Source organism: Halopelagius fulvigenes (assembly GCF_042662625.1).
In the GTDB taxonomy this organism is placed as follows: domain Archaea; phylum Halobacteriota; class Halobacteria; order Halobacteriales; family Haloferacaceae; genus Halopelagius; species Halopelagius fulvigenes.
Genome location: NZ_JBHSXH010000015.1, coordinates 188,558 through 214,080 on the forward strand (window position 1 = coordinate 188,558; position 25,523 = coordinate 214,080).

Below are 25,523 nucleotides of genomic sequence, written 5' to 3' on the forward strand. Positions count from 1 at the left end.
GCGCGGTTCCACGGATTTGATATACGTTCGCGGTTCAGTTCCTGTATGGACGAAGTCGAAGACCAGTACGCGCCCGAGGACGTCGAGTCCGCGGTCGGGGAGTACTGGGACGAGAACGACGCCTACGAGGCGACGAAGGAGGCCCACGCCGACGACCCGGCCTTCTTCTTCGTCGACGGCCCGCCGTACACGTCGGGGCAGATGCACCTCGGGACGGCGTGGAACAAGACGCTGAAAGACGCCGTCATCCGGCACAAGCGCATGACGGGCCACCGGGTCACGGACCGCCCCGGGTACGACATGCACGGCCTCCCCATCGAGGTCAAAGTCGAGGAGGAACTCGGCTTCGAGACCAAGCGGGACATCGAGGAGTACGGGATGGAGCCGTTCATCGACCGCTGTAAGGAGTTCGCGGTCCGCAACCGCGAGGCGATGGACGACGACTTCCAGTCCATCGGCGTGTGGATGGACTGGGAGAACCCCTACCAGACGCTCTCGCCGGAGTACATGGAGGCCGCGTGGTGGGCGTTCCGGCAGGTGAACGAGCGCGGACTGGTCGAACAGGGCAAGCGGTCGGTCAACTACTGCCCGCGGTGTCAGACCGCCATCGCCGCGAACGAGGTGGAGTACGACCAGATAGAGTCGCCCTCCATCTACGTGAAGTTCCCCCTCCGGGACCGAGAGGGGAGCCTCGTCATCTGGACGACGACGCCGTGGACCATCCCCGCGAACACGTTCGTCGCCGTCGACGGCGAGATGACCTACCAAGCGGTCCGCGCGTGGAAGGGCGGCGACAGCGAGGCGCAGAGCGCCTCGGACGGTTCGAGCGGCGATGAGCCGCGAGAAAGCGAGGTGCTGTACCTCGCGGAACCGTGCGTCGAGGAGGCCCTGAAGAAGGGCCGCTACGAGGACTACGAGGTCATCGAGGAACTCTCCGGCGAGGAGATGGTGGGCTGGGAGTACGACCACCCCCTCGCCGACGAACTGAACGCCTACGCCGACTTCGAGGGCGCGGGACAGGTGTACACCGCAGAGTACGTCGAGGCCGACCGGACGGGCCTCGTCCACTCCGCGCCCGGCCACGGCCAGGAGGACTTCGCCCGCGGGCAGGAACTCGGACTTGACGTGTACGTCCCCGTGGACCAACGCGGCGAGTTCACGGACGCCGCCGGGACGTACGCCGGCGAGTTCGTCCGCGACGCGAACCCCGCCATCGTCGAGGACTTGGAGGACGCCGGGTATCTGCTCTACTCCGGCGAACACGAACACCGCTACGGCCACTGTTGGCGGTGCGACACGGACATCATCTTCCTCGCCACCGACCAGTGGTTCATCACGGTCACCGACATCAAAGACGAACTCCTCGACAACATCGAGGAGTCCGAGTGGCACCCGCAGTGGGCGCGCGACAACCGCTTCCGCGACTTCGTCTCCGACGCGCCCGATTGGAACATCTCCCGGCAGCGCTACTGGGGCATCCCGCTTCCCATCTGGCAGGCCGACGACGGCGACTTCGTCGTCGTGGGGACGCGCGAGGAACTCGCCGAACGCGCCGACCAGGACGTGGACCCCGAGGAACTCGACTTACACCGCCCGTCGGTGGACCCCATCACCATCACCGAGGACGGCAAGACGTACGAACGCGTCCCCGACGTGTTCGACGTCTGGATAGACTCCTCCGTCGCGACGTGGGGCACCCTCGACTACCCGAGCGAGGAGGAGGCGTACGAGGAACTGTGGCCCGCGGACCTCATCGTCGAGGCGCACGACCAGACCCGCGGGTGGTTCTGGTCGCAACTCGGCATGTCCACCGCGGCGACGGGCGAGAGTCCGTACGACGAGGTGGTCATGCACGGGTTCGCCAACGACGAGAACGGGCGGAAGATGTCGAAGTCGCTCGGGAACATCGTCACGCCCGAGGAGGCCATCGAACGCGCCGGGCGCGACCCCCTCCGCGCGTACCTCCTCAGCCACGACCAACAGGGGACGGACCTCTCGTTCGAGTGGGACGGCCTCGCGGACATGCAGTCCTCGCTCAACATCTTCTGGAACGTCTTCCGCTTCCCGCTCCCGTACATGGACTTAGACGGCTACGACCCCGCGGAGGCCGACCTGTCCGCGGGCGAACTCTCCGTCGTCGACGAGTGGGTGCTGTCGCGCCTGCAGACCGTGAAAGCGGACGTCGCCGACGCGTGGGACGACTACGAGGTCCACGACGCCCTGAACGCCGTCTTGGACTTCGTGACGCAGGACGTCTCGCGCTTCTACGTGAAGGCCATCCGCGAGCGGATGTGGGAGGAGGAGGACTCCGACTCCAAGCGCGGCGCGTACGCGACGCTCTCGACGGTGTTGCAGGAGACGGTGCGCCTCGTCGCGCCCTTCACCCCCTACGTCGCCGAGCGGATGTACCAGATTCTCGACGGCACCGAGACGACGGTGCACGCCTTGGACTACCCGACGGTGGACGAGGAGTGGCGCGACGAGGAACTTGAACGCCACATGGCCGTCCTCCGGAGCGTCGAGGAGGCCGCCGCCAACGCCCGCCAACAGGGCGGCCGAAAACTGCGGTGGCCCGTCCCGCGCGTCGTCGTCGCCACCGAGGACGACGAGGTGGCCGAGGCCGTCGAGGCCCTCTCGGACCTCCTCGGGGAACGGGTGAACGCCCGCGAACTCCGCGTCGTCGAGGCGTTCGACGAACTGGTCGAACGCGCCGAACCGCAGATGGGCGTCATCGGCCCCGAGTTCGGCGCGGACGCCCAGAAGGTGATGGAGGCCGTGAAGGGCCGCACCCGCGAGGAAGTCGAGTCCGGCGTCGAAGTCGACGGCGAGACGTACGACCTCACCGACGAGATGGTCGAGTACGCCGCCGAACCGCCGGAGAACATCTCCGAGGCGGAGTTCGAAGGGGGGGCCGTCTACGTCGATACCTCCCTCACCGAGGACATCGAAGCCGAGGGGTACGCCCGCGACGTCATCCGCCGCGTGCAGGAGATGCGCAAGCAACTCGACTTAGACGTCGAGGAGGAGATCCACGCGAGCATCGACGTGGCCGACGACCGAATCGCCGAACTCGTAGACCGCCACCGGGAGTTCATCGCCGAGGAGACGCGGACCGCCGCGTACGTCGAGGAGGACGCCGACATGGACCTCGTAGAGGAGTGGGACGTCGAGGGCGTCGCCGTCACCATCGGCATCGAACGACTCGAAACCGAACAGACCGCGCAGTAACTCTCTTCCGCCTCGTCGGCGTTCGGGCGGTATCCGCTCGGCGTCCGGTCGGTTCGACCGAGCGATTCGTCGCCGTGCGGCCGTCAGACGCGAAGCGGTCCCCAGTTTTCGCGGCCGACGCCGACGTCCCTCTCACGAACACTTTTGCCGTCTTCGGACATCTATCACGATGCACTATGAAGAAACTCATCAACGACCCGTCCGACTACGTGGACGAGATGTTGGACGGCATGGTGGCGGCGTACCCCGATAGGCTCCGGCGGTTGGAGGGGACGAAGGTGCTGGTACGCGCCGACGGCCCCGTCGAGGGGAAGGTGGCCGTCGTCTCCGGCGGCGGGAGCGGTCACGAACCGACGCACGCCGGATTCATCGGCGACGGGATGCTCGACGGGGCGGCGTCCGGCGAGGTGTTCACCTCCCCGACGGCGAACGAACTCGACGAGATGGTGCAGGCCGCCGACGCCGGCGAGGGCGTCCTCTGCGTCGTCAAGAACTACGAGGGCGACGTGATGAACTTCGACACGGCGGCCGAGATGGCCGACATGGAGGGCGTCGAGGTCGAACAGGTCGTCGTCAACGACGACGTGGCCGTCGAGGACTCCCTGTACACCTCCGGTCGCCGCGGCGTTGCGGGCACCATCTTCGTCCACAAGGTCGCCGGCGCGAAGGCTGCCGAGGGCGGCAGTTTAGAGGAGGTAAAGGAGGTCGCGGAGAAGGCCATCGACAACGTGCGGACGATGGGGATGGCGCTCACGTCGTGTATCACCCCCGAGAAGGGCGAGGAGACGTTCGACCTCGGCGAGGACGAGATCGAACTCGGCATCGGCATCCACGGCGAACCCGGCACCGAGCGCACCGACCTGATGAGCGCCGACGAGGTGGCCGAACACCTCACGACGAACGTCCTCGACGACCTGGAGGTCGAAGACGGAGAGGAAGTCGTCGTCATGGTCAACGGGATGGGCGGGACGCCCCTCTCGGAACTGTTCATCGTCAACCGGAAAGTGCAGGAAATCGTCTCGGACCGCGGACTCGACGTGTGGGACACGTGGGTCGGCGACTACATGACCTCCCTCGACATGGAGGGCTGTTCGGTGACCGTCCTCCGCGTGGACGACGAACTGAAAGAGCTGCTGGAAGCGAGCGTCGATACGCCCGCCCTGAAGCGCTGATCCGATTCGTCACGAACCGCGGACTTTTTCGGAGACTGACCGACAGCGTAGTTTCAAGCCGCCGGCGTCCGTCTATCGGTGTATGGCTGACGAATCCGTTCAACGCGAGGCACTCATCGCGGCCGTCGAGAACGTCGCGGCGCGCATCGAGGAGGAGAAATCGTACCTCACAGACCTCGACTCCGCCATCGGCGACGCCGACCACGGGAACAACATGCACCGCGGGTTTCAGGCCGTCGCCGAGAAGACCGAGGACTTCGAGGACATGTCGCCCGGCGACATCGTGAAGACGGTGGGGACGACCATCATCGGCAACGTCGGCGGCGCGGCGGGTCCGCTGTACGGCGGGTCGCTCATGACCGCGAGTCAGGAACTCGAAGACGGCATCACCGCCGAGACGTCCGTGGCGTTCGCGGAGGCGTACCTCGACAAGGTGAAGGACAGGGGCGACGCCCCCGTCGGCGCGAAGACGATGGTGGACGCGCTCACCCCGGCGGTCCACACGTACAAGAAGTCCGTCGAACAGGACGACTTAGCGCCGCTGACGGCGTTCGCCAAGGCCGTGGACGCCGCCGAACGCGGCGTCGAGTTCACCGTCCCCATCAAGGCGCTGAAGGGCCGCGCCTCCTTCCTCGATTGGCGGTCCGTCGGCCACCAGGACCCCGGCGCGACGAGCACGCTCATCATCATGGAGGAGATTCTGAAGACCGCAGAGGAGTACCTCGACGGCGACACCGACGCGGAAGCGGTCGCCGAGACGGTACCGGACGAGACGCCGGGTGACGACGAATGATAGGGCTGGTCGTCGTCTCCCACAGTTCGAAGGCGGCGGAGGGCATCCGCGACATCGCCGGGCAGATGGGCGGCGGGAAGGCGCGCATCGAAGTCGCCGGCGGCGACGTGGACGGCGGCATCGGAACCGACGCGAACGCCATCAAGGAGGCCATCGAGGCGGCCGACGACGGCGACGGCGTCGTCGTCCTCGTCGATCTGGGGAGCGCCGTGATGAACACCGAACTCGCGTTCGAGATGACCGACGTGGAGGCGGAGATAGCCGACGCGCCCGTGTTGGAGGGTGCGCTCAACGCGGCCGTCGAATCCACGAGCAAGAAGGCGACGCTCGACTCGGTCGTCTCCTCGGCGGAGGACGCGCGCGACTACCGCAAAACCGACTGAGCGGTTTTCGACTCTACTCGCCGTCTTCGGGCGTCGTGAGCACTTCTTCGAGGGCGTCCAGCGCCGCCTCGGCGTCCTCGCCCTCGGCGGTGAGAACCACCTCGTCGCCGTGTCCCGCGCCGAGACCGGTGACCGCGAGCATGCTCCGGGCGTCCACTCTGTCGCCGTCCGGGGGACCGACCGTCACGTCCGCGTCGAACTCGTTTGCCGTCTCGACGAACTTCGAGGCCGGGCGCGCGTGCAGACCCGCCTCCGGGACGATTGTGACCGTTCGTTCCATACTCCCCGTTCAGAGCCTGCGACTAAACGGTTACCGATGCGTACAAAAATAGATGGGAATCCGGCTCAGATTCCGAGCGTCGGGACGTACGACGCGCCGGGGAAGACCCCGAGGACGTACATCACGAACACCAGGAACGACCCGAAGACGATGGCCGCGGCGGGCGGGTCCCAGTGGGTGTCGCCGTGCGCGTAGAAGACGCGCTGGAACAACTCGCCGAACAGCCCGGACACCAGACCGAACGCGCCCGCCCACAGCAGAGCCACGAGGAGCGACCCGTCGCCGCCGCCGGTGACCGCGATGGCCGCGGCGCTCGCGGGCAGCGTCATGTGGTGGGTGACGGGAATCCGCTCGACGCCGAGGTTCAAGAACAGCAGCGACGCCGCGCTGATGCCGAACGCGAGGAATGTGCTTCCGGTCACCATGGCGATGTACCCGCCGAACAGGCCCGCGACGAGGCTTATCGCGGCGACGCCACCCCACTCGTACTGGTGGGGGAGCCACGGTTCGACCGCCAGACGCGTCTCCTGTCCGCCGTCGGTCGGCGTCCGACTCTCCTCCGTCGCCGTCGCCGACTGGTCGCCGACCGGGCGGAGTTCCTCCCGCTCGAACGGCGACATATCGAGGATGCCGTCGCCGCGAACTTCCCCGATTATCGGGTAGCCGAAGGCGATTCGGTGGAGCAACGCCGAGAGCGTGACGCCCATCGCGATGGCGTCGTACGGCAAGGCGAACGTGCTCGAGAGCACCGTCAGCCAGTAGCCGAGGATGCCGAAGACGCCGCCGACCGCCAACACGTCGGGTTTCGTCCCGAGCGCGAACGTGATGTCCTTGGCGTTGTGATAGTCGAAGCCCGACTGCATGTAGCCGCGCTTGGCGGCGTACGCCGCGGCGGCCGCGCCGCCCGCGAAGCTGATGGCTGGCGAGAACGGCGCGCCGAACGCGACGGAGCCTGTGATGGCTCCGGCGTCGGCGTTGGCGATGCTCGCCGCCTCGCCGGCGATGACCATGAAACCGGTGAAGACGAACGCCGGAAGCGCGCCGAGTGCGGCCCCGAACGCCCCGCCCGCGAAGGCGGCGATTATCACCTCGATGGCCCATAGGTCCGCGAGCGCCACGCTCACTCACCTCCGTCGCGCGCCCAGTCGAGCGACCGTTCGACCGCGTCCTTCCAGCGACCGTAGCGCTGTTCGACGTTCTGGGGGTCCTCGGGAGCGAACTCCCTGTCTATCTGCCAGTTGTCGCGGAGTTCGTCCACCGTCTCCCAGTAGCCGACGGCCAGGCCCGCGGCGTACGCCGACCCCAGCGCCGTCGTCTCGTCGACGACCGGACGGACGATGTCTGTGCCGACGATGTTCGCCTGGAGCTGACAGAGGAAGTTGTTCTTCACCGCGCCGCCGTCGACGCGGAGGTCGGTCAGTTCGATGCCCGAGTCGGACTCCATCGCCTCGGCCACGTCGCGCGTCTGGAACGCGATGGACTCCAACGCCGCGCGGACGACGTGTTCGCGGCGGGTGCCGCGCGTCATGCCGATGATGGTGCCGCGAGCGCGCTGGTCCCAGTGGGGCGCGCCGAGCCCGGTGAACGCCGGGACGAAGTAGACGCCGTCCGTCGAGTCCACGGAGCGCGCGAGGTTCTCCGTCTCGGCGGCGTCCTCGATGAGCGTCATGTCCTCGAGCCACTCGATGGCCGCGCCCGTGATGAAAATCGCCCCCTCGAGGGCGTACTTCACGGGTTCGCCAGAGCGCTGGAAGCCGACGGTCGTCAGTAGACCGTGCTCGCTCTCGACGGCCTCGTCGCCGGTGTTCATCAGCATGAACGACCCCGTGCCGTAGGTGTTCTTCGCGTCGCCCTCGTCGAAACAGGTCTGGCCGAACAGCGCCGCCTGCTGGTCGCCGAGTGCGCCCGCGACCGGAATCTCCTCGCCGAGGAAGCCGTCGGCGTCCGTCGTTCCGTAGTGGTTCTCGTCGGAGGAGGGTCGTACTTCGGGAAGGGTCGCCTCGGGGACGTTGAACTCTTCGAGGAGTTCTTCGTCCCAGTCCATCTCGTGGATGTTGAACAGCATCGTCCGCGAGGCGTTCGTCACGTCCGTGATGTGGTTCCCCGTCAGCTTGTAGATGAGCCACGAGTCGATGGTGCCGAACATCAACTCGCCCTGCTCGGCTCTCTCGCGGACGTCGTCGGGGCGCATCCGCTGGAGCTTGATCTGGTCGGTGTTGTCCAGCAGCCACTCGGCCTTCGTCGCCGAGAAGTACGCGTCCGGTTCGAGACCGGTCTTCTCGCGGATCCACCCTTCCTTGCCCTCCTCTTGGAGTTTCTCGACGCGGTCGGTGGTGCGTCGGTCCTGCCAGACGATGGCGTTGTTGAGCGGTCGACCGCTCTCTCGATCCCAGATGAGCGTCGTCTCGCGCTGGTTCGTGATGCCGATGGCTTCCAACTGGTCGGCGCTCAGGTCGGCGTTCCCCAGCGCTTCCTGGATTACGTCCTGCGTGTTCTCCCAGATCTCCTCGGGGTCGTGTTCGACCCACCCCGGTTCCGGGTATATCTGTTCGTGCTTCTGGTAGGCGTTCGCGACCACCTTGCCGCTGTGGTCGAACACCATGAATCTCGTTCCCGTCGTTCCCTGGTCAACTGCCCCGATGTAGGTATCTTGTGCCATTGTGTCACCAACTCCGTACCGCGACGGGCGGAACCCGCCGCCGGCGTCAGGATAGACGCCGAACGTGCTAACAAATAACTAGGCGATCCATTAAATGTTTCCACGAAAACGAGGGTGAAATTCCAACGGATCTTGAACTATATGGAAATACATAACGAAGTTATTCGAATCTAACCCGTCCGCCGTCAGTTCCAAACCGCGCAGTGCCCAACGTCTTCCAATGGTGGATACGACCGAGGTTCTCGTCGTCGGCGGCGGCGCGACCGGGACGGGCATCGCCCGCGACCTCGCACTCCGCGGCCTCGACGTCACCCTCGCGGAGCGACGCGGACTCGCGGGCGGGACGTCGGGTCGGTCGCACAGTCTGCTTCACAGCGGTGCACGCTACGCCGAGGCCGACCCGGTCGGCGCGGAGGAGTGCATCGAGGAGAACCGCATCCTGCGACGCATCGCGGGCGAGTGCATCCGCGAGAGCGGCGGTCTGTTCGTCCAACTCGAAGACGACGACCCGGCGTACTTCGAGGAGAAGCGCGAGGCCTGCGAGGAACTGGGCATCCCCGCGGAGGTGATAGACGGCGACGAGGCGCGGCGTCGCGTCCCTGGCCTCTCGGAGGACGCGGTTCGCGCGATGGCCGTCCCGGACGGCGTCGTCTACCCCTCCCGCCTCGCCGCCGCCAACGCCGCCGACGCCCGCGACAACGGGGCGACGATACTCACCCACGCCCCCGTCGAGGGGATGACGGTCGAGGGCGGCCGCATCGTCCGCGTCGAACTCGGCGGCGCGGAGGACGTCGAACCCGACTACGTCGTCAACGCCACCGGGACGTGGGCGGGCCAAGTCGCCGCGATGGCGGGCGTCGAGTTGGAGATGCGGCCGACGAAGGGCGTGATGGTATCCGTCTACTACGACGGCCTCGACCCCGTGTTGAACCGGTGTCGCCCGCCCGCCGACGGGGACATCGTCGTCCCGCACGACCACGAGGTGGTCCTCGGGACGACGAGCGTCGAGGTGGACGACCCCGACGACTTCGAGGAGGAAGAGTGGGAGGTGGAGGCGATGTTCGACGAGTGCTCGAAGATGCTTCCGCCCGTCGCGGACGCCGAGGTGTCCCGGCGGTGGTGGGGCGTTCGCCCCCTCTACGCGCCCGACGAGGCGAGTCGCGGCGGCCGCGGCATCTCGCGCGGGTTCTTCGTCGTCGACCACGCCGCGGACCCCGACGACGAAACCGCGGCGGGCCGTTCGGCGTCGCCCGGCGAGAACGTCGAGAACTTCGCGAGCATCGTCGGCGGGAAACTGACGACGTACCGCGTGATGGCCGAGCAGATGTCTGACCTCGTCGCCGACCGACTCGGCGCGGACGAAGCGTGCGTCACCGACGAACGCCGCCTGCCGGGGGCGGACGACCCCGAACGACTCGACGCGTTCGTGGAGGCGTTCGACGCCCGGTCGCCGAGCGACGAGGACGTTCTCAGTCCGTCGGTGCGCAGAGAGGACTGAAAAGAGAACCGCACCGCGCCGACCCGACGGCGCTCAGACCAGCGCTTCTTCGAGCAGTTGGAGGGGGTGTTTGATGTCGTAGCCGGTACCGTGCTCCATCTGCATCGAGCAGGTGGGACACTCCGTCATGCCGACGTTCCCCTCGGCGTGGTGCATGTGGTCGAACATCTCCTCGCCTATCTTCATCGACGTCTCGTACTTCTCCTCCTTCCAGCCGTAGGTGCCGGAGATGCCGGAACAGGAGTCGCCGACGTCCTCGATGGTGACGCCGTCCAACTCGCGGAACAGTTCGACCGACTGTCGGTTGAGTCCCTGATTCCGGGCGTGGCACGGCGCGTGGTAGGCGAACGCCTGGTCCGGGACGGAGGCGTCCGCGACTGCGCCCTCCACGTCCTCGTGGATGCGGAGGTACTCTATCGCCTCGTAGGTGTGCGACGAGAGGTCCTGAATCCCGTCGATGTCGAACAGTTCGGGGTACTCCTGTTTGAGCGACAGCGAACAGGAGGTACAGGAGGCGATGATGTCGTAGCCCTCCGGGATGAGGCCGGAGAAGTTCTCGACGTTGATGCCCGCCGCGCGCTTGGCGTCGTCGAGCATCCCGTTCGCGAACATGGGCGTGCCCGAACAGCGCTGTTGGGGGACGACGACTTCGTAGCCGAACTCCTCGAAGACGCGGACCATCGCCTTGCCGACTTCTGGCGTGTTGTAGTTCGAGTAACAGCCGTGGAAGTAGGCGACGCGTTTCTCCTCGGAGCGAACCTGCGGGCCGCCGCGTTCCTCCCACCACTCGCGGAACGTCTGCCGGGCGAACTCGGGGAACTCCCGTTCGGCGGTGACGCCGAGCGTCTTCTCCATCACCCACCGCGCGGGGCCGAAGTTCATCGCGATGTTCGCCAGTCGCGGCACCTTCGACGCTATCTCCGCCGACGTGCGGTAGTTCGAGAGGATGCGGTTGCGGATGTACTCCGCGGAGAGTTTGTCCATGTGGTTCTCGACGTACTCCCCGCGGGCGGTGTTGTGCATCTGGCTGAGGGGGACGCCCGACGGGCAGGCGTCGTCACAGCGCATGCAGTTCGAACACTTCATGACGGAGCCGTCGATGTCGGTGTCCTCCTTGCGCTTGAGACGCCACTGCTCTGGGCCTTGGAACTTCGGCCCCGGGAAGTCGTCGTCCACCTCCGCCACCGGGCAGGAGGTGTCGCAGGAGGTGCATTTGTAGCAGTTGTCCGCGCCGGGGCGGAGGTCCATCCCCGTCCCGTCGTCGAACACCTGCACCGGTTCGAAGTCGTCCTGTTCCGTCGTTCCGAAGTCTGCGTCTATCTGTGATTCTGCGTCGCTCATCTGCGTACCTCCTCGCCCGCGCGGGTGCCGGCGACGGCCGCCGTCGCGAGGGAGACGCCGCCCGCGGAGTTCTCGCGGGCCACGTTCGCCCCGCCGACGACGCCGCCGGCCGCGCGGAGATTCTCGAACTGCGGTTCTCCCGTCTCCGTCGTCGGTCGCATCTCGCCGTCCGGGACGACGCCGAACCGGGCGAAGGCGTGGTCGCCGAACGCCTCCGACTCGGACCACTCGTAGCGGTCCTCCGGGTGCGGCACGCGGAGGCCGAACACGGGCTCTTCGACCCGTTCGCGGTTCGACCGGACGCCCTTGCCGACGAGTCCGCCCGTCGCGAGGACGAACTCCTCGGCGTGGTAGGGGACGCGCTTGTGCTTCTGGTCCACGTACACGGCCTCGATTCGGCCGTTCTCGGCCTCGTAGTCCAAGACGGGGTTGCCCACCGACATGCGGACGCCCGCCTCGTTGAGGGCGTCGAACAGCAGGTCTTCGAGGCTGAGACCGAGCAGACTCGGCGGCCCCGTCGGCACCTCGAACACCGTCGCGCCGATGCGTTCGGAGAGGTCTTGGCGCACCTCCTCGGCGTTGTCGTCGCCGAGCATCGCCGGGAACCCGACGCGCGCCTCGCCGTCGAGTTCGTCGGCGACGGCTTCCGCGACGGCGCGGCGCACGCCCGTTCCGTCGTTGAGCCGTTCGTCCTCGTCTAAGGCCTGCGCGTACCGCGTCACCTTCGCGTCGGCGCGGAACTCCATCGGGAAGCGGAGCGTCGCGCCGCGGACGTCGAAGGGGACGCCCGAGGCGTCGATGTGCTCCGCCGCGAGGGGTGCCTCGAAGTCGGTGAGCGTCTCGAAGCCGACCAGCAGGGCGTCCTCCTCGACGCTGGCGAGGCCGGGAGCGACGGACTCGGGGTAGCGAGCCGTCGGTTTCACCGTCCCGGCGTGGGTCGGCACGAGGGCGTTCGCGTCGGTGTGGCCGCCGCGGTAGGCGTCGCCCACCGCCTCGTCGAAGAGGCGCAGTCCCTCGCGGACCGCATCCTCGCCGACGACGCTGTAGGGGTGTTCGTCGGGCAACTCGGCCATCGCCGCGAACGGGTCGGCGTGCGGTCCCTCGCCGTCCACGTAGCCGAGCACGTCTATCAGGCCGCTCGCCTGCCGGAGCGTGCTCTTCTTGTGGGAGACGAGTCTGACGCTCGCGCCGGACTCGGCGGCCGCGAGTGCCGCGATGCTCCCGGCGAGGCCGCCGCCGATGACCACCACGTCCTCACGAATTGGCATCGTCGCCCCCTTTTCTCCCACCGCCGGACCGAAGGTCCGACGTGCTCCCGACGTGGTCGGGACCGCCGTCGGTCGCCGCCCTGTCCGCTCCCGTCCCCGCCGCGTCCGAGGCGGCGTCCGGTCCGGCGTCGAACGCGCCGAAGTCGACCGGTTCGTCTCGGGACGCCGCGTCGCCGTCGCGGTTCATCGTCGTCGCGTGGAGCATGTGCTTCAGCATCGCCTGCGACAACTGCTCGCCCCAGAGGGCGTGGCGTTCGCCCTTCCAGCGCTCCTGGTACAGGTCGTCCAGCGAATCGCGGACGACGAGTTCGTCGTACTGCGGGAACAGTTCGTTCGCCATGCGGTGACAGCACATCGCGCCCTGACAGTTGCCCATCGAGGCGCGCGTGCGGATGCGGACGGCGTTGAGGTCCGTCCCCGAGGAGTCGATGGCGTCCTGAATCTCCGCGCGGGTGACCGCCTCGCAGTCGCAGACGACGGGGTTGGGGCCCTCCCACCCGCCGAGTACCTCGTCCGCGCGCGACCCGAGGCGCTGGGCGCTCCGCCGCCCGATGGGCGACCGGATGCCGAAGTCCTCCATGTAGTCGCGCAGGACGGTGAAGTCCTCCGACCCCGGAAGCGGAACCTCCGCGGTGCGGCACTCCGCCTCGACGCCGAGTTTCCCGCAGACGTGGTCGGAAATCTGCTCGGCCATCATGCGGTAGGTGGTGAACTTCCCGCCGACGATGGAGGACATCCCCGGCAGGTCGTCCCTCTCGTCGTGGTCCAAGAGGAAGAAATCGCGCGTGATGTCCGTCGAGTCGGTCGTTCCCGTCCCCGGCGGTTCGTACAGGGGGCGGACGCCCCAGAACGACCGGATGGTGCGGGCCTCCGAGAGGATGGGCACCAACTCCGAGAGGGTGTCTATCATCAGGTCCACCTCCCACCCCTCCTCGGGGTAGTCCTCGGGGTCCTCGACTTCCTCGTCGGTCGTCCCGAGGATGCACGTCGTCTCGTGGGGGACGACGATGTCGGCGTCGCCCTTCGGTCGGCACCGGTTGACGACGGTGTCGACCTGCCGGACGTTCATGATGGTCATGACGCCCTTCGAGGGGCGGACTTCCACGTCCACGCCGGCCATGTCGCCGATTCGGCCGGCCCACGCGCCCGTCGCGTTCACGACGTAGTCGGCGCGAATCTCCTCGGTCGTTCCGGGTCGGCCGTGGACGTGCACGCCCTCTCCGGACTGGTGTTCCACTTCGACGCCGACGACTTCGCCGCCCTTGACGAGGACGTCGGTGACTTCGGCGTGCGTCTCGATGCGCGCGCCGTGTTCGACGGCGCTGGCGGCGTTGGCGACGCAGAGGCGGAACGGGTCCACCGCCCCGTCGGGGACGCGGATGGCCCGCTTGATGTCGTCCGCGAGGTACGGTTCCATCTCGCGGGCCTCCTCGGCGGAGAGCACCTCCGCGGGAATCCCGCACTCGCGGCAGCCCTCCAGTTTCTCCTCGAAGTACTCGTCGTCGTCCTCGGGTCGCTGGACGAACAGCCCCCCGGTCATCTCGACGCAGTGGCTCGCTATACGGCGCAGGACGCGGTTCTCCTCGATGCACTCCTTCGCTGACGCCTGGTCCGAGACGGCGTACCGACCGCCGCTGTGGAGCAGGCCGTGCATCCGACCCGTCGTCCCGTGGGTCAGGTTCCCCTTCTCGACGAGGGTGACGTCGAGCCCGCGCATCGCTAAGTCCCGCGCGATGCCGCACCCGGTCGAACCCCCGCCGATGACGAGGACGCTCGGCGTTTCAGTCATCTCACTTCCGGATGGTTGGTCGCACCCTACTTTATTTTACCTCTCGCTCCGACCAATCCGTAAATTATCCGCGAGGTTCCGCCTCGACGACTCGATTCGCATTTCAACCCGGTCTACAGCCCGTTTTTCGCCGCTTCGTCGGAAGGAGGTCGCCCTGTTCGCCGATTTGTAACTGAACGATTGCAATAGTTACGGACGGTCACTCGACGCGAATAGTTCGACGGCGGATCCCGTCGCGGTTATTCGAAGAAAAGCCGGTTTCGAGCGGTGAATCACCCGTTTCGGGCGAGGCGGCGGGACACCCTCAATTTTTATTCCCGGGAGGTGAACCGGGGGAATGACCGAGGACTCGCGCATGCGATTAGACGAGCGAATCGAACGGCGGAGGCGACGTGAGAGCGGGGCGAACCGGCTGGTTCGGGACATCTCGGCGTTGGACCCGACCGCACACCCCGCCGAACCGACCGGGCGGGGGCCGACGCTCGAACGACTGCTCGACCGCCTCGATCCGGCGTTCGCGGGCGAACTGCCGGACGACACCTACGTGTACGGTCCGAAGGGGGCCGGGAAGTCGGCCCTCGTCGCCGCCCTGTTCGACCGCCTCGCCGAAACCGCGCGGAACCACCCGCGGGCCATCCACACGACCACCCGCGCGTCGTCGCCGCCGCCGGTGGAGTTCGCCTACGTGGACGCGCGCGCCGCGACCAGCGAGTTCGCCCTGCTCCGCGCCGTCCTCGACGCAGTCGTCGAGGAGTCCGTCCCGTCCGGCGGCGTCGGCACCGCCGCGGTGAGAGAGCGACTCGGAGACGAACTCGGGCACGCCCGCCGCGTCGTCGTCGCCGTGGACCACGTGGGTGAACCCGAGACGCTCCCCGTCGAACGCCTCGGCGACGTGTTCGCCCCCGTCTCGGAGTCGCTCTCCCACGTCGCCGTCGGCCGCGCCGACCCGCCGAGCACGGACCTCGCGACGGTCGAAGTGCCGCCTTACGAGCGACACGCCCTCGCCGACGTGCTCACGAGTCGGACCTCGGACGGACTCGCCCGCCACGCCCTCGGCCACGACGCCGTCAGCGACGTGGCGGCGTGGGCCGACGGCGACGCCCACGACGCACTCGCCGCACTCTACGGGGCGGCCGTCGAGGCGGCCGACGCGGCGACGGGCAGGATTGAACCCCGCCACGTCGAGGCGGGGATGGCGGGCGTCCCCGCCGACTGCTGTTCGCTCGGGCGCGTCGGGTCGCTCTCGGCCAGTCGTCGCCGCGTCCTCCTCGAACTCGTCGGACTCGACGGCGACGACCGGGGGTCCGTCACCCGCGCCGCCGCCGCCATCGCCGACGCGCCGACCGTGGACCTCTCGGCGGCCACCGTCAAGCGCCTCCTCTACGAACTCTCGGAGGTCGGCGTGGTTCGCCGCGTCGCGGGGGACGCCGAGGGCGACGGCGGCCCCGGCCGACCGCCGAGCAGACCGGAACCGAACTTCCCGATGCGGGTGTTCGAGCGACTCGGCGACCCCGAAGCCGAACGGCGGGGCGCCGACTCCGCGGCGACGTAGGGTTCTCGGTCGCGACTTCCGAGAGCGGAGCACCTTTCCTTGCGGTCCCCGATGCGTCCCCATGGAAACCGCGGTTCCGCCCATCGTGTTGGACATCGACGGGACGCTGACGGACGCCCCGGGACGACTCGACCCGCGCGTGTTCGACGTGCTTCCGACGTGGGACGCGCCGGTCGTCCTCGCGACGGGGAAGGCGTTCCCCTACCCGGTGAGCCTCTGTCACTACATCGGCATCGAACAGACCGTCGTCGCGGAGAACGGCGGCGTCGTCCTCGCCGCCGGCGAGGTGTCGTACAACGCCGACAGGGACGCCGCGCAGGCCGCCGCCGAGGAGTTCGAGGCCCGCGGCGGCGACATCGGGTGGGGGGAGTTCGACGCCGTCAACAAGTGGCGCGAGACGGAGGTGGCGGTGAACCTCTCGGCGGACGAAGACCTGTTGCGCGAGGTGGCCGCAGAGTACGACCTCGACGTGTTGGACACGGGCTACGCCTACCACGTGAAGACGCCCGGCATCGAGAAGGGAGACGGCTTGCGGGCGATATGCGAGACGCTGGACCTCGACCCCGCCGACTTCGTCGCAATCGGCGACAGCGAGAACGACGCCTCGACGTTCGAAGTCGCCGGACGGTCCTACGCCGTCGCCAACGCCGACGACGTGGCGAAAGCCGCCGCCGACGAGGTTCTCGAAGAGTCGTACATGGACGGGACGCTCTCGGTGCTCGATTCGCTCCGGGAGCGATAGTCGCGGCGCGAGGCGGGGCGGCGTCAGTCGTCCGCGCTGTTTACGCCGTCCGCGTCGTCTTCGCCGCCGTCCGCGGTCTCCGGTCCGGTCGACTCCTCGACCCACGACGCGTAGGCGGGAAGCGCGTCCGCCCGGTCGAACCGTTCGACGCACGGCACGTCGTAGGGGTGTAACTCCTCGATTCTATCGCGGAGCGCGGTGTAGCCGTCCTCCGTCGTCTTCGCTAAGAGAACGACTTCGGACTCCTCGTACACCTCTCCCTCCCAGCGATAGACGGACTCGCAGTCGAGGCGGTTCACGCAGGCGGCCAGTCGTTCCTCCACGAGGGTTCGCGCGAGTTCCGGCGCGGCGTCGGGGGGTGCCGTGACGAATGCGGTCGGCATACTCCCTCTCGGCGCGCCGAGCGTTTCCTCGTTTCGACCGGTCCGTCGGCCCCGTCAGACCTCGGCGGCGTCGGTGTCGTCTCCGAAGGGGGCGAACGCGCCGTTTATGTCCCACTCGTGGATGCAGTAGGGGTTCCCGACGCGCGGCGTCCCCTCCTCTCTGACGACGCGCCACGTCTCCTCGCTCTGGTCCCATCGTTCGACCCGTCCGCACCGCTCGCAGGTCCGTTTCGTCGGCGTGCGCAGTTTCCCGTCGGACATCGTTCCTACTCCAACGAGGGGGCGTGCAACTAATTAACGTTGACTCCCGCGGCAGCGGTGACCACCGACCCGCGGGGTGCGTATTTGAGTCCCGCCCGAGTAGTCCGACCATGGGATTTCACACGTTCGACGTCGCCCGCGCGGAGTCGCTCGACGACGAGGGGCGGTACCGGTACTGTTCGCGGGAGGAACTCCTCGCGCTCTTGGCCCCCTCGCCGGGGGAGGCGGTCGCCGACCTCGGGAGCGGAACCGGCTTCTACACGGACGACGTCGCGCCCGCCGTCGGAACGCTGTACGCCGTGGACGTGCAGGCGGCGATGCACGAGTTCTACCGGGAGAAGGGCGTCCCCCCGAACGTGGAACTGGTCACGGCGGACGTCGAATCGCTCCCCTTCGCGGACGGCGAACTCGACGCCGCCCTCTCGACGATGGTGTACCACGAGTTCGCATCCGACGACGCCGTCACCGAACTCGGGCGCGTCCTCCGCCCGGACGGACGCCTCGTCACCGTCGATTGGTCGAAGGCCGGGCCGGGCGAGGCGGGGCCGCCGACCGACGAGCGATTCGGACTCGGAGACGCCGTCTCCACGCTGGAGGACGGGGGGTTCGTCGTGACGGAGGCCGCCTCGCGCCGCGAGACGTTCGTCTGCGTTGCGAGACGAACGGAGTAACCCGGCCGCGATCCCGTCTCTCCCGCCGTCGCCTGCGCGAACTGCGGCGGCGACGGCGTGCGGAACATCTCGGTTCCGCGAGCGTAGTCGTCAATCGAGGCCGCCGGAGGCGGCCGTCTCTTCCCGTTCGTCCGCCCCGCGCGGCGGTTCGTCCTCGACGTCGCCCAGTCCGGCGTAGCGGTCCACGACGAGGACGGCGACGGCGCCGACGATGGCCGTGAGGGCGAACACGCCGACGAGTTCGGCGGTCCACGTCCGGCCCATCTCCGCGAGTTGGCTCCCGGTGCTCTCGACGGGCGCTCTGAGCGCTCCGACGATGAGTGCGACGAGGAACGCGAGCGTCGGCTTTCGGTGGTGTTCGAGCGCCCACCGGACGGCGTGCGCGACGGTGAACAGACCGACGAAGGCGCCGAGGACGAACGCGACGACGATCGCGCCGTTCTCGACGACGGGCACGACGCTCCCGCCGAGGACGACGGCCAACAGGCCGTCAACGAACGCCTTCAGCGCCCCGGTCATGAACTCGTACTGCCCGAGGAGAATGAGGAGCAACGACCCCGAGAGCCCCGGCAGTATCATCGCGCTGACGGCTATCGCTCCCGCGACGAACGTCACGACGGGACCCGTCCCCAGGGCGGCTTCGGCGCTCCCGGAGACGACGAACGCGACGACGAACCCGGCGACGGCGGCGCCGACGCGTCCGGGCGTGTCGAGCGACAGTTCGCTCAAGAGCACCCACGCCGAGGCGGCGATGAGACCGAAGAAGAACCCGAACGTCGGGACAGGAAACTCCGTGATGCCCGTGTGGACGAGTCGGGTCACCGTGACGACGGCCGTCATTATGCCCGCGCCGAGGACGACGAGGAACGCGGCGTCAACCGCGCGGAGGGCTTCGACCGCGCGTTCGCGGCGGCCGGGGAGGACGCCGCCGACCACGTCGAGTATCCGGCCGGGGGAGACGTTCGTCACGGCGTCGATGAGTCGTTCGTAGATGCCGGTCAGGAGGGCGATGGTCCCGCCGGAGACGCCGGGGACGGCGTCGGCGGTGCCCATACAGAGGCCCTTCAGGTAGATCACGAGCCACGCGGTGCGGTCGGCGCGCGACTCGTCGGGGTCGGGGGACATGCGACTCCCTTCGACACCCCGCTACTCCGTTGTTTCGCTTCTCGCACGCGTTCGGACTCGGACGCGCTCCGATGCGGCCGTTTCGCCGACTGGGAGCGAGGAGAACGTTGAAAGTGACGGGGACTGACTACTCGCCCAATGAAGATCAGCATCATCGGTAGCGGGTACGTCGGCACGACTATCGCCGCGTGCTTCGCGGAGGTGGGTCACGACGTCGTGAACGTCGATATCGACGAGGACATCGTGGCGTCGCTGAACGACGGCGAGGCGCCCATCCACGAACCCGGCCTCGACGAACTCGTCGAGAAACACGCGGGCGACCGACTGCGGGCGACGACCGACTACGACGCCATCGTAGAGACGGACGCGACGTTCCTCGCGCTTCCGACCCCCTCCGAGGACGACGGCCACATCGACCTCTCCATCATGGAGGCGGGCGCGCGGTCCGTCGGCCGAACGCTCGCCGACAAGGACGGCTACCACCTCGTCGTCACCAAGAGCACCGTCGTCCCGACGACGACGGAGGAGGTCATCGCGCCCATCCTCGAAGCGGAGTCGGGCCTCGAACTCGGGAGCGACTTCGACGTCGGCATGAACCCCGAGTTCCTCCGCGAGGGGAGCGCCGTCTCCGACTTTCTCGACCCCGACAAGGTCGTCCTCGGGTCCGAGACGGACCGCGCGGCGACGCTCCTCCGGGACGTGTTCGACCCCCTCGTCGAACAGGCGGACTCGCCGCCGGTCGTCGAAACGGGCGTCCGCGAGGCGGAGATGATAAAGTACGCCAACAACGCCTTCCTCGCCTCGAAGATATCGCTCGCGAACGACCTCGCGAACATCTGCAAGGAGTACGACATCGACTCCGAGGAGGTGTTGGACGCCGTCGGTCTGGACTCCCGCATCGGGTCGGCGTTCCTCGGTGCGGGCGTCGGGTGGGGGGGCAGTTGCTTCCCGAAGGACGTCGCCGCCATCGTCGCCGCGGCGCGGGACGCGGGGTACGAGGCCAAGATGCTCGAAGCGGCGGTCGAGGTCAACGACAGACAGCCCGTCCGGATGCTCGACATCCTCCGCGACCACGCGGACCCCTCGGGCGCCCGCGTCGCCGTGTTGGGTCTGGCGTTCAAACCCGGCACCGACGACGTGCGTAACTCCCGCGCCATCCCCCTCATCGACGCTCTCCTCGATTCGGGCGCGGACGTGGTGGGCTACGACCCGGTGGCGACGGCGAACATGCGCGAGCACTTCCCGGACATCGACTACGCCGACTCCGCGGCGGACGCGTTGGCCGGGGCCGACGCCGCACTCGTCGTCACCGACTGGGACGAGTTCGCCGCCCTGGACGACGAGTTCGACGCGATGACCGACGCCGTCGTCGTGGACGGCCGCCGAATCGTCTCCCGCCGCGACGGCATCGTCTACGAGTCGCTGGTCTAACTCCGCGCTCGGATCGCGCGGCCGCATCTACGCTACTCCTCTATTCGCCGTCTACTCTACTCCCCTTCTCGCCGGTACGTCCGGGAGTCGCAGCAGTCGCTACGAGAAGCGATACCGGAAGCGTCGGTACTGGACGCGTCGAAGCCGAAAGCGACAGCGGACGGAGAGAAAGAAACCGAGCGTCGGAGTCGAACGGCGGTTACGCGGCGCGGGCCGCGGCCGTCTCCGCCGTCACGTCCGCGTCGGACGCCGTGAGCGACGACTGGCTGCTCGACCCGGCGTCCGAGGAACCGGAGTCGGACGACCCGGCGCTCGAAGAGCCGGAGTTGACCTGAAGTTTCTGCGCGTTGCGCTGCAGTTCGACGGAGAGGTTACCGTCCTCCGCGCCGTTGACCTGCCCCTCCTCGACGGAGAGGTTCGCCTGCTGGCTGACGACGTAGCCGCTCTCGTTGAGCGACGCGCCCGCGGAGATGGTGTACGGGCCGTTCGCGCGGACGCTGACGTTCGTGTAGCCGTTCTGGGGGCCGTACTCGTCGTAGCCCGTCGTGGCGTACGGCAGCGTCATGGTGAACTCGCCGTTCTCGTCGGCCTGCGCTTGCTGCGTGTAGGTGAACGTGGAGTTCGTCGTCGGCACCTTCATCTCGACGCTCGCGGTGACGGTGGCGTTCGCGGGCGCGCCGCTTCCCTGCACCGTCGCGCCGGGCACGCGTTCGAAGGACTTCACCCACGCGGGGTTACTGGGGAACGTGGCCTGCGGGTTGATGCCCGCCATCTGCCCGTCGCTGTACGCCTGTCGGAGGTAATCGCCCGACTGCGTCGCGGAGGCGTTCGACACCTTCACGAGGCGGTAGTGCTGGAGCGCCGGAACGCGCTCGGAGGGGAACGACCCGATACCGCCTATCTGCGACGTGCCGTCCTGTTGGACGTACTGCCGCGCGGCGCTCATGTTGTCGAACGTCTTGACGGTGGTCTCGTTGCCCTGCGGAACCGCCTTCACCGTCGTCTGGCCGGAACTGGTGCTGACGGCCTGGGGTTCCCAGTCTGTGACGACCGGACTCGGCTCCTGGGCGCTCCCGTGGTAGAGGTAGAGTCGCGTCATCAGGCTGTCGTAGTAGCGCTGGTGACGGACGAGGTAGTTACCCTGGTACTGTCCCTCCTGGTTGAACCGGTATATCGGCTCGTAGAACTGGCTCTGCGAGATGTTACCGGCGTCGTAGAACACCGTCGGTGCGCCGAACTTCGAGCCGGGGGTCGCCATCTTCCAGTCGATCATCACGTACCGGGTCTGGTTACCCTCGGTGCTCTGCGAGGCGAGGACGTCCTGCGCCTGCGTCTCGTTGGGCGCGAGCAGGAAGTTCGCGGCCGTGTTGGCCCCCTGCTGGAACGGGTTGGCGTTCGGGATGCGCTCGCCCTCGACGGTTATCCAGTGGCCGTAGTCCCACCACGACATCACGCCGTAGGAGCCTTCGCCGTACTGGTAGTCGTCCGTTCTCTCGTACTTCCCGTAGTACTCCATATCGTTCGACGCGCCGCCGAACGTGCCCTCAGAGGGCGTCTGTCGGCTCATCCACTCGAGGCTTCCTTCCCACTGCATGACGTCGCCCGGACCGGCGAACTCGGCGGTCTGCCACGCCGTGTTCGTCTTGTCGGCGGCGGCGTTGCCGGTGTTCCGAACGTTGAGGGGGACGACGAGAACCGGCGCGGCGACGAGGATGAGGACCGCACCGATGGCCGCCATCTGGTACGTTTCGAGGTCGGAGACCTTCGTGGCCGCCGTCCTGACGTTCAGCAACCGGAGCACCTCCACGAGGAAGTACGCGTTCAGCACTACCACGACGACGGCGAGGTAGTAGTTGAAGCGAACCTGCGTGAACGCGGCCGAGGTGATGAACGCCCCCCAGACGACGACGAACAGCCGTTCGGGGTCGCGGTAGGTGAGGAGTGCGGCGCCGACGATGATGGCGCTGACGATTCCGAGCGAGACGAGTTGGCCGTCGAGACCGACGAGTTCCCCGATTCCGGCCGGAATCGACGGCACGAGAAAGAGGAGACCGACGACGGCGAGGCTGCCGACGACGTAGCCGATGTCGCGGGTCTCTCCACCTTTCAGAAGCGGCTTCGCGAGCATCCACACGACTGCCGCGACGGCGGTGAAGAACGTGAAGCCGTAGTCGGAGACGATCCGGTTGACGGCCGTCATCTGGAGCTGATTGAGCGTGCTCTGTGAGAGGTACGGTTGGGCCTCACCGATGGTCCGAGTCGCGGCGTTCGCGCTAAACCCGAGGATGCGGAAGAAGTTCGAGGAGATGAGATTGCCGACGCTCGGCAGAACGAGGAAGACGAGTCCGAGGCCGACGACGACGAGTCCGAAGACGGCCGCGGGGTACGCCACGGTGTCTACGTCGCGCGCCTCCCACTCGCGGGCGAGCCACGCGAGGAAGACCGTTCCCGCAGCGACGGCGAACGAGAGTCCGGGCTGAACGAGAGAGAAGTGGGTGGACGAGAACCCGAACTCGTCTATCTGGACGAGCATCAGAACGCCCGTGACTATCATCGACGTGGCGGCGACGAACGCCGTCGCCTCGGGAGAACGACCGTTGACGACGTCGCTCGACATCTTCAGGACGACGAACGTGCCCACGATGGCGACGAGGAGGACCCCCGGCGGCCAGACCCACATGTACAGCGCAATCGCGACGCCCGCGAGAACCGACCACAGGAGGGGCGACCGGAGGGCGTCGACGTCGCGGTCGGTGACGAGTTCCCAGACGGGCATCTCGCGCTCGGCGACGCCCAAGGCGACCATCAACGCGGCGACGGCCATGGACATGAAGAACGGCTCGGCGGCGTTGTGGTCCGCGAACCCGACGAGGGTGCGCTGGAGGAACGTCCCCGGCATCAGGCCGAGGAGGAGAGCGCCGAACAGCGCCGGTCCGCGACCGGCGAGGCGTTTCCCGATGAGATACGCCGGAATCGCCGTGAGCGCACCGAAAACGGCCGGTGCGACGAGAAGCGTCTTCCCGACGAGCGCCTCACTCGGACTTCCGAGTCCGATTATCAGGGCGGCCGTCGCGATAATCTGGTCGTACAGCGTCCCGAACTGCCCGACACTCGTCCCGTAGGGGAAGTTCGTCCACGGGTCGAACGGCATCGTGAACGGCCAGTTCCTGACAGTGTAGCTCACCTCTCGGAGGTGATACCATGCGTCGTTTCCGGAGAAGAACACCTCTCCGTTTCGTATGAATCTACCGTACGACTGGAGTCGGATGGCCAGCATCACGGCCATCACCACGAGGAGGGCGGGGACGTGGTACCAGTCTGCGAAGCGTTCGAGGACCGACGGTGATTCGTAGTCCTCGCGACGCTCGTTGTCTACGCTCATCGCTTGGAGGGAGTGCCAAACCGTGTATAAGCCTTATGATGCAGTCAGGCGGATTTCTCTCCCGGCGGTGAACGTCCCTCGATACGACGCTAGGTGCCGCCCTCTGCCGACCGGAGGGTGACTTCCACCGTCGCTGAGAACCGCGGCGAATCGGAACACGTGTCAAATCCGTCATCAATGGATTTAACCCGAGTCACCGGGAATCGGCTGGCCAGCCAACGATCATGACGGGCGTCATCCGCGAGTTGAGTCGGGGAGCACGGCTCTCACCGCTCCCCGACGGTAACACGAACGGCTCCGTCGAGGTGGCCTCGGAGTCGCTTCTCGTGTGCTGTTTCGACGAACGCGGCGAACGGCGAGTCGGCGTCGGCCACCCCGAAGATGGCACACAGACGGAACAATCGCTCACGGACAACTAACTTACACGAATGCATTTCATTGGATACTTTCCGGGTTCGGACTTCGCGTCCGAGTCACAGTACGGCCGCCGGACACACGTCTTCAAACTCACTCAGGAGATAGGCGAGCGAACCGACGTACGAAGCACGTTCTACTTCGGGAACCCAGCAGGAGAGTTCGCAAATCTCGACGTTCGGTCGGTCGACGCTTCTGGGTCCTTCGCAGTGAAACTGAAGAAGGAACTCGAACTAGCGCGAACTCTCGTCACGGAGGTTCGTTCGTCGCCGGAACCGACGGTCATCTACTGCCGCGAAGCGCCAGACCTCGCCCCGACGATTGCCGCACGGTTCACCGACGCAGCCCTCGTCGTCGAGGCGAACAGCGGCCACGTGGAAGAGCTAGAGGATCACGACTCTGTGTTCGAGTCCTACCGACACAGACTCCTCCGAGAGATGAAGTGGCGGACGGCCGACCGCGTCATCGCCGTCTCCGCTGACATCGCGGAACAACTCTCCGAGCGAGGAGTGACCGACGTAACGGTCGTTGAGAACGGTGTCGACGTCGATCTCTTCTCCGTTCGGCGGCCCGTCTCCACCGAACCGCCGTACACGATCGGGTACGTCGGCGGTCTCCAACCGCAGCAGAACGTCGAGTTCATGTTCGATGTCGTCGCGGCCCTCGACACACCCGTTCAGTTCAACGTCGTCGGAGGAAGCGAGTCCGAGGTGAGCCGACTCGAAGCCATCGTGACGGATCTCGAACTCGAAGACAAGGTGGAGTTCTTCGGGCGCGTTCCCCACGAGGACGTCCCCGAGTACATGAACGACGCAGACCTGTGTTTCGGTCCGTTCGAGAGGATTAGACCGTCGTCGCCGCTGAAAATTTACGAGTACCTCGCGTGCGGCCGAACGGTTGTCGTGGTCAACGACGAGGGCCTCCAGTACTTCACCGACTATCCGGGGGTCCACGTGTTCCCCCACGGCGACGCCGCCGATATCGCGTCGAAGGTAGACGCCGTACTTGACACCGTGGAGACCAACGAGGCGGGCGCGGCGTACGTCCGCGAAAACCGGTCGTGGCAGGCTATCGCGGACCGCACGGTGGATATCTGTCGAGAGGCGGTTCGAGATAACCGATAGTCCTCCGATACTCCGATACTCCGTCCG

The 25,523-nt window shown here is 67.2% G+C and carries 21 protein-coding genes; 11 read left to right on the top strand and 10 right to left on the bottom strand.

Annotated features, from left to right (window positions below):
- The first annotated feature begins 45 nt into the window (after positions 1-45).
- From ileS to dhaM, 4 genes are all read left to right on the top strand, one after another.
- Positions 46-3,228 carry an isoleucine--tRNA ligase gene (ileS, locus tag ACFQEV_RS10845; RefSeq protein ID WP_379695743.1) on the top strand — a complete coding sequence of 1,061 codons (3,183 nt, stop codon included), beginning with the start codon at positions 46-48 and terminating at the stop codon, positions 3,226-3,228.
- Positions 3,229-3,404: 176 nt separating this feature from the next.
- The gene (gene dhaK / locus ACFQEV_RS10850; RefSeq protein ID WP_379695745.1) at positions 3,405-4,400 is read left to right on the top strand and encodes a dihydroxyacetone kinase subunit DhaK; all 996 of its coding nucleotides are present in this window, start codon (positions 3,405-3,407) and stop codon (positions 4,398-4,400) included.
- An 82-nt stretch (positions 4,401-4,482) separates the two neighbouring features.
- The gene (dhaL, locus tag ACFQEV_RS10855) at positions 4,483-5,193 is read left to right on the top strand and encodes a dihydroxyacetone kinase subunit DhaL (RefSeq protein WP_379695747.1); all 711 of its coding nucleotides are present in this window, start codon (positions 4,483-4,485) and stop codon (positions 5,191-5,193) included.
- The gene (gene dhaM, locus ACFQEV_RS10860; protein WP_379695749.1) at positions 5,190-5,576 is read left to right on the top strand and encodes a dihydroxyacetone kinase phosphoryl donor subunit DhaM; all 387 of its coding nucleotides are present in this window, start codon (positions 5,190-5,192) and stop codon (positions 5,574-5,576) included. Before dhaL ends, dhaM begins: the two co-directional genes overlap by 4 nt.
- A 13-nt stretch (positions 5,577-5,589) precedes the next feature.
- Here dhaM and ptsH1 read toward each other — a convergent pair whose 3' ends face one another.
- The 3 genes from ptsH1 to glpK all read right to left on the bottom strand — a co-directional run bounded on the left by ptsH1 (position 5,590) and on the right by glpK (position 8,515).
- The gene (gene ptsH1 / locus ACFQEV_RS10865; protein ID WP_379695751.1) at positions 5,590-5,856 is read right to left on the bottom strand and encodes a phosphocarrier protein HPr; all 267 of its coding nucleotides are present in this window, start codon (positions 5,854-5,856) and stop codon (positions 5,590-5,592) included.
- Between the two features lie 65 nt (positions 5,857-5,921).
- Positions 5,922-6,974: a DUF7973 family transport facilitator gene (locus ACFQEV_RS10870; protein WP_379695753.1), complete on the bottom strand. Its 1,053-nt coding sequence runs from the start codon at positions 6,972-6,974 to the stop codon at positions 5,922-5,924.
- A gap of 2 nt (positions 6,975-6,976) precedes the next feature.
- A complete protein-coding gene (glpK, locus tag ACFQEV_RS10875) occupies positions 6,977-8,515 on the bottom strand; it encodes a glycerol kinase GlpK (protein ID WP_379695755.1) in 1,539 nt (512 codons plus the stop codon).
- Positions 8,516-8,735: 220 nt separating this feature from the next.
- Between glpK and ACFQEV_RS10880 the strand changes: the two genes are divergently transcribed.
- Positions 8,736-10,013 carry an FAD-dependent oxidoreductase gene (locus ACFQEV_RS10880; protein ID WP_379695757.1) on the top strand — a complete coding sequence of 426 codons (1,278 nt, stop codon included), beginning with the start codon at positions 8,736-8,738 and terminating at the stop codon, positions 10,011-10,013.
- 33 nt (positions 10,014-10,046) lie between these two features.
- On the opposite strand, the gene ACFQEV_RS10885 is transcribed toward ACFQEV_RS10880, so the two are convergent.
- From ACFQEV_RS10885 to glpA, 3 genes are read right to left on the bottom strand one after another with little or no spacing between them, the layout of a single operon-like run.
- Positions 10,047-11,354, bottom strand: a complete 1,308-nt coding sequence (locus ACFQEV_RS10885; RefSeq protein ID WP_379695759.1) for an anaerobic glycerol-3-phosphate dehydrogenase subunit C — start codon at positions 11,352-11,354, stop codon at positions 10,047-10,049.
- Complete coding sequence (gene glpB / locus ACFQEV_RS10890) at positions 11,351-12,622, bottom strand: glycerol-3-phosphate dehydrogenase subunit GlpB (protein WP_379695761.1); 1,272 nt, start codon at positions 12,620-12,622, stop codon at positions 11,351-11,353. The genes ACFQEV_RS10885 and glpB overlap by 4 nt, the downstream gene beginning before the upstream one ends.
- Complete coding sequence (gene glpA, locus ACFQEV_RS10895; protein ID WP_379695763.1) at positions 12,609-14,411, bottom strand: anaerobic glycerol-3-phosphate dehydrogenase subunit GlpA; 1,803 nt, start codon at positions 14,409-14,411, stop codon at positions 12,609-12,611. Before glpA ends, glpB begins: the two co-directional genes overlap by 14 nt.
- A gap of 355 nt (positions 14,412-14,766) precedes the next feature.
- Between glpA and ACFQEV_RS10900 the strand changes: the two genes are divergently transcribed.
- Positions 14,767-15,963 (top strand): Cdc6/Cdc18 family protein, encoded by a 1,197-nt coding sequence (locus ACFQEV_RS10900; protein WP_379699839.1) that lies wholly within the window; start codon positions 14,767-14,769, stop codon positions 15,961-15,963.
- A 61-nt stretch (positions 15,964-16,024) separates the two neighbouring features.
- The gene (locus ACFQEV_RS10905; RefSeq protein WP_379695765.1) at positions 16,025-16,705 is read left to right on the top strand and encodes a phosphoglycolate phosphatase; all 681 of its coding nucleotides are present in this window, start codon (positions 16,025-16,027) and stop codon (positions 16,703-16,705) included.
- A 23-nt stretch (positions 16,706-16,728) separates the two neighbouring features.
- Here the strand turns inward: ACFQEV_RS10905 and cutA are convergent, their stop codons facing one another.
- Together cutA and ACFQEV_RS10915 are read right to left on the bottom strand one after the other, a co-directional pair.
- On the bottom strand, positions 16,729-17,088 hold the full coding sequence (gene cutA / locus ACFQEV_RS10910) for a divalent-cation tolerance protein CutA (RefSeq protein ID WP_379695767.1): 360 nt from the start codon (positions 17,086-17,088) through the stop codon (positions 16,729-16,731).
- Between the two features lie 54 nt (positions 17,089-17,142).
- Positions 17,143-17,349, bottom strand: a complete 207-nt coding sequence (locus tag ACFQEV_RS10915) for an HEWD family protein (protein ID WP_379695769.1) — start codon at positions 17,347-17,349, stop codon at positions 17,143-17,145.
- 110 nt (positions 17,350-17,459) lie between these two features.
- On the opposite strand from ACFQEV_RS10915, the gene ACFQEV_RS10920 reads away from it, so the two are divergent.
- A complete protein-coding gene (locus ACFQEV_RS10920; RefSeq protein ID WP_379695771.1) occupies positions 17,460-18,020 on the top strand; it encodes a class I SAM-dependent methyltransferase in 561 nt (186 codons plus the stop codon).
- Positions 18,021-18,110: 90 nt separating this feature from the next.
- On the opposite strand, the gene ACFQEV_RS10925 is transcribed toward ACFQEV_RS10920, so the two are convergent.
- Positions 18,111-19,145, bottom strand: coding sequence for a DUF368 domain-containing protein (locus ACFQEV_RS10925; protein WP_379695773.1), 1,035 nt, complete (start codon positions 19,143-19,145; stop codon positions 18,111-18,113).
- Between the two features lie 138 nt (positions 19,146-19,283).
- Here ACFQEV_RS10925 and aglM point away from each other — a divergent pair, with 138 nt between their 5' ends.
- Positions 19,284-20,576, top strand: coding sequence for a UDP-glucose 6-dehydrogenase AglM (gene aglM / locus ACFQEV_RS10930; protein WP_379695775.1), 1,293 nt, complete (start codon positions 19,284-19,286; stop codon positions 20,574-20,576).
- Between the two features lie 199 nt (positions 20,577-20,775).
- Here the strand turns inward: aglM and ACFQEV_RS10935 are convergent, their stop codons facing one another.
- Entirely contained in the window at positions 20,776-23,958 is a 3,183-nt protein-coding gene (locus ACFQEV_RS10935; protein ID WP_379695777.1) for an oligosaccharyl transferase, archaeosortase A system-associated, read from the bottom strand.
- 224 nt (positions 23,959-24,182) lie between these two features.
- On the opposite strand from ACFQEV_RS10935, the gene ACFQEV_RS10940 reads away from it, so the two are divergent.
- Together ACFQEV_RS10940 and ACFQEV_RS10945 are read left to right on the top strand one after the other, a co-directional pair.
- Positions 24,183-24,377, top strand: coding sequence for a hypothetical protein (locus ACFQEV_RS10940; protein WP_379695779.1), 195 nt, complete (start codon positions 24,183-24,185; stop codon positions 24,375-24,377).
- A 9-nt stretch (positions 24,378-24,386) separates the two neighbouring features.
- Entirely contained in the window at positions 24,387-25,496 is a 1,110-nt protein-coding gene (locus ACFQEV_RS10945) for a glycosyltransferase family 4 protein (RefSeq protein ID WP_379695781.1), read from the top strand.
- Positions 25,497-25,523: the final 27 nt, after the last annotated feature.

Coding starts and splice junctions, on each gene's coding strand:
- ACFQEV_RS10915 (WP_379695769.1), bottom strand. CDS start 17,349: ATGTCCGACGGGAAACTGCGCACGCCGACGAAACGGACCTGCGAGCGG.
- glpA (WP_379695763.1), bottom strand. CDS start 14,411: ATGACTGAAACGCCGAGCGTCCTCGTCATCGGCGGGGGTTCGACCGGG.
- ptsH1 (WP_379695751.1), bottom strand. CDS start 5,856: ATGGAACGAACGGTCACAATCGTCCCGGAGGCGGGTCTGCACGCGCGC.
- glpK (WP_379695755.1), bottom strand. CDS start 8,515: ATGGCACAAGATACCTACATCGGGGCAGTTGACCAGGGAACGACGGGA.
- dhaM (WP_379695749.1), top strand. CDS start 5,190: ATGATAGGGCTGGTCGTCGTCTCCCACAGTTCGAAGGCGGCGGAGGGC.
- aglM (WP_379695775.1), top strand. CDS start 19,284: ATGAAGATCAGCATCATCGGTAGCGGGTACGTCGGCACGACTATCGCC.
- glpB (WP_379695761.1), bottom strand. CDS start 12,622: ATGCCAATTCGTGAGGACGTGGTGGTCATCGGCGGCGGCCTCGCCGGG.
- dhaL (WP_379695747.1), top strand. CDS start 4,483: ATGGCTGACGAATCCGTTCAACGCGAGGCACTCATCGCGGCCGTCGAG.
- cutA (WP_379695767.1), bottom strand. CDS start 17,088: ATGCCGACCGCATTCGTCACGGCACCCCCCGACGCCGCGCCGGAACTC.
- ACFQEV_RS10905 (WP_379695765.1), top strand. CDS start 16,025: ATGGAAACCGCGGTTCCGCCCATCGTGTTGGACATCGACGGGACGCTG.
- ACFQEV_RS10885 (WP_379695759.1), bottom strand. CDS start 11,354: ATGAGCGACGCAGAATCACAGATAGACGCAGACTTCGGAACGACGGAA.
- ileS (WP_379695743.1), top strand. CDS start 46: ATGGACGAAGTCGAAGACCAGTACGCGCCCGAGGACGTCGAGTCCGCG.
- dhaK (WP_379695745.1), top strand. CDS start 3,405: ATGAAGAAACTCATCAACGACCCGTCCGACTACGTGGACGAGATGTTG.
- ACFQEV_RS10945 (WP_379695781.1), top strand. CDS start 24,387: ATGCATTTCATTGGATACTTTCCGGGTTCGGACTTCGCGTCCGAGTCA.
- ACFQEV_RS10935 (WP_379695777.1), bottom strand. CDS start 23,958: ATGAGCGTAGACAACGAGCGTCGCGAGGACTACGAATCACCGTCGGTC.
- ACFQEV_RS10925 (WP_379695773.1), bottom strand. CDS start 19,145: ATGTCCCCCGACCCCGACGAGTCGCGCGCCGACCGCACCGCGTGGCTC.
- ACFQEV_RS10880 (WP_379695757.1), top strand. CDS start 8,736: ATGGTGGATACGACCGAGGTTCTCGTCGTCGGCGGCGGCGCGACCGGG.
- ACFQEV_RS10940 (WP_379695779.1), top strand. CDS start 24,183: ATGACGGGCGTCATCCGCGAGTTGAGTCGGGGAGCACGGCTCTCACCG.
- ACFQEV_RS10920 (WP_379695771.1), top strand. CDS start 17,460: ATGGGATTTCACACGTTCGACGTCGCCCGCGCGGAGTCGCTCGACGAC.
- ACFQEV_RS10900 (WP_379699839.1), top strand. CDS start 14,767: ATGCGATTAGACGAGCGAATCGAACGGCGGAGGCGACGTGAGAGCGGG.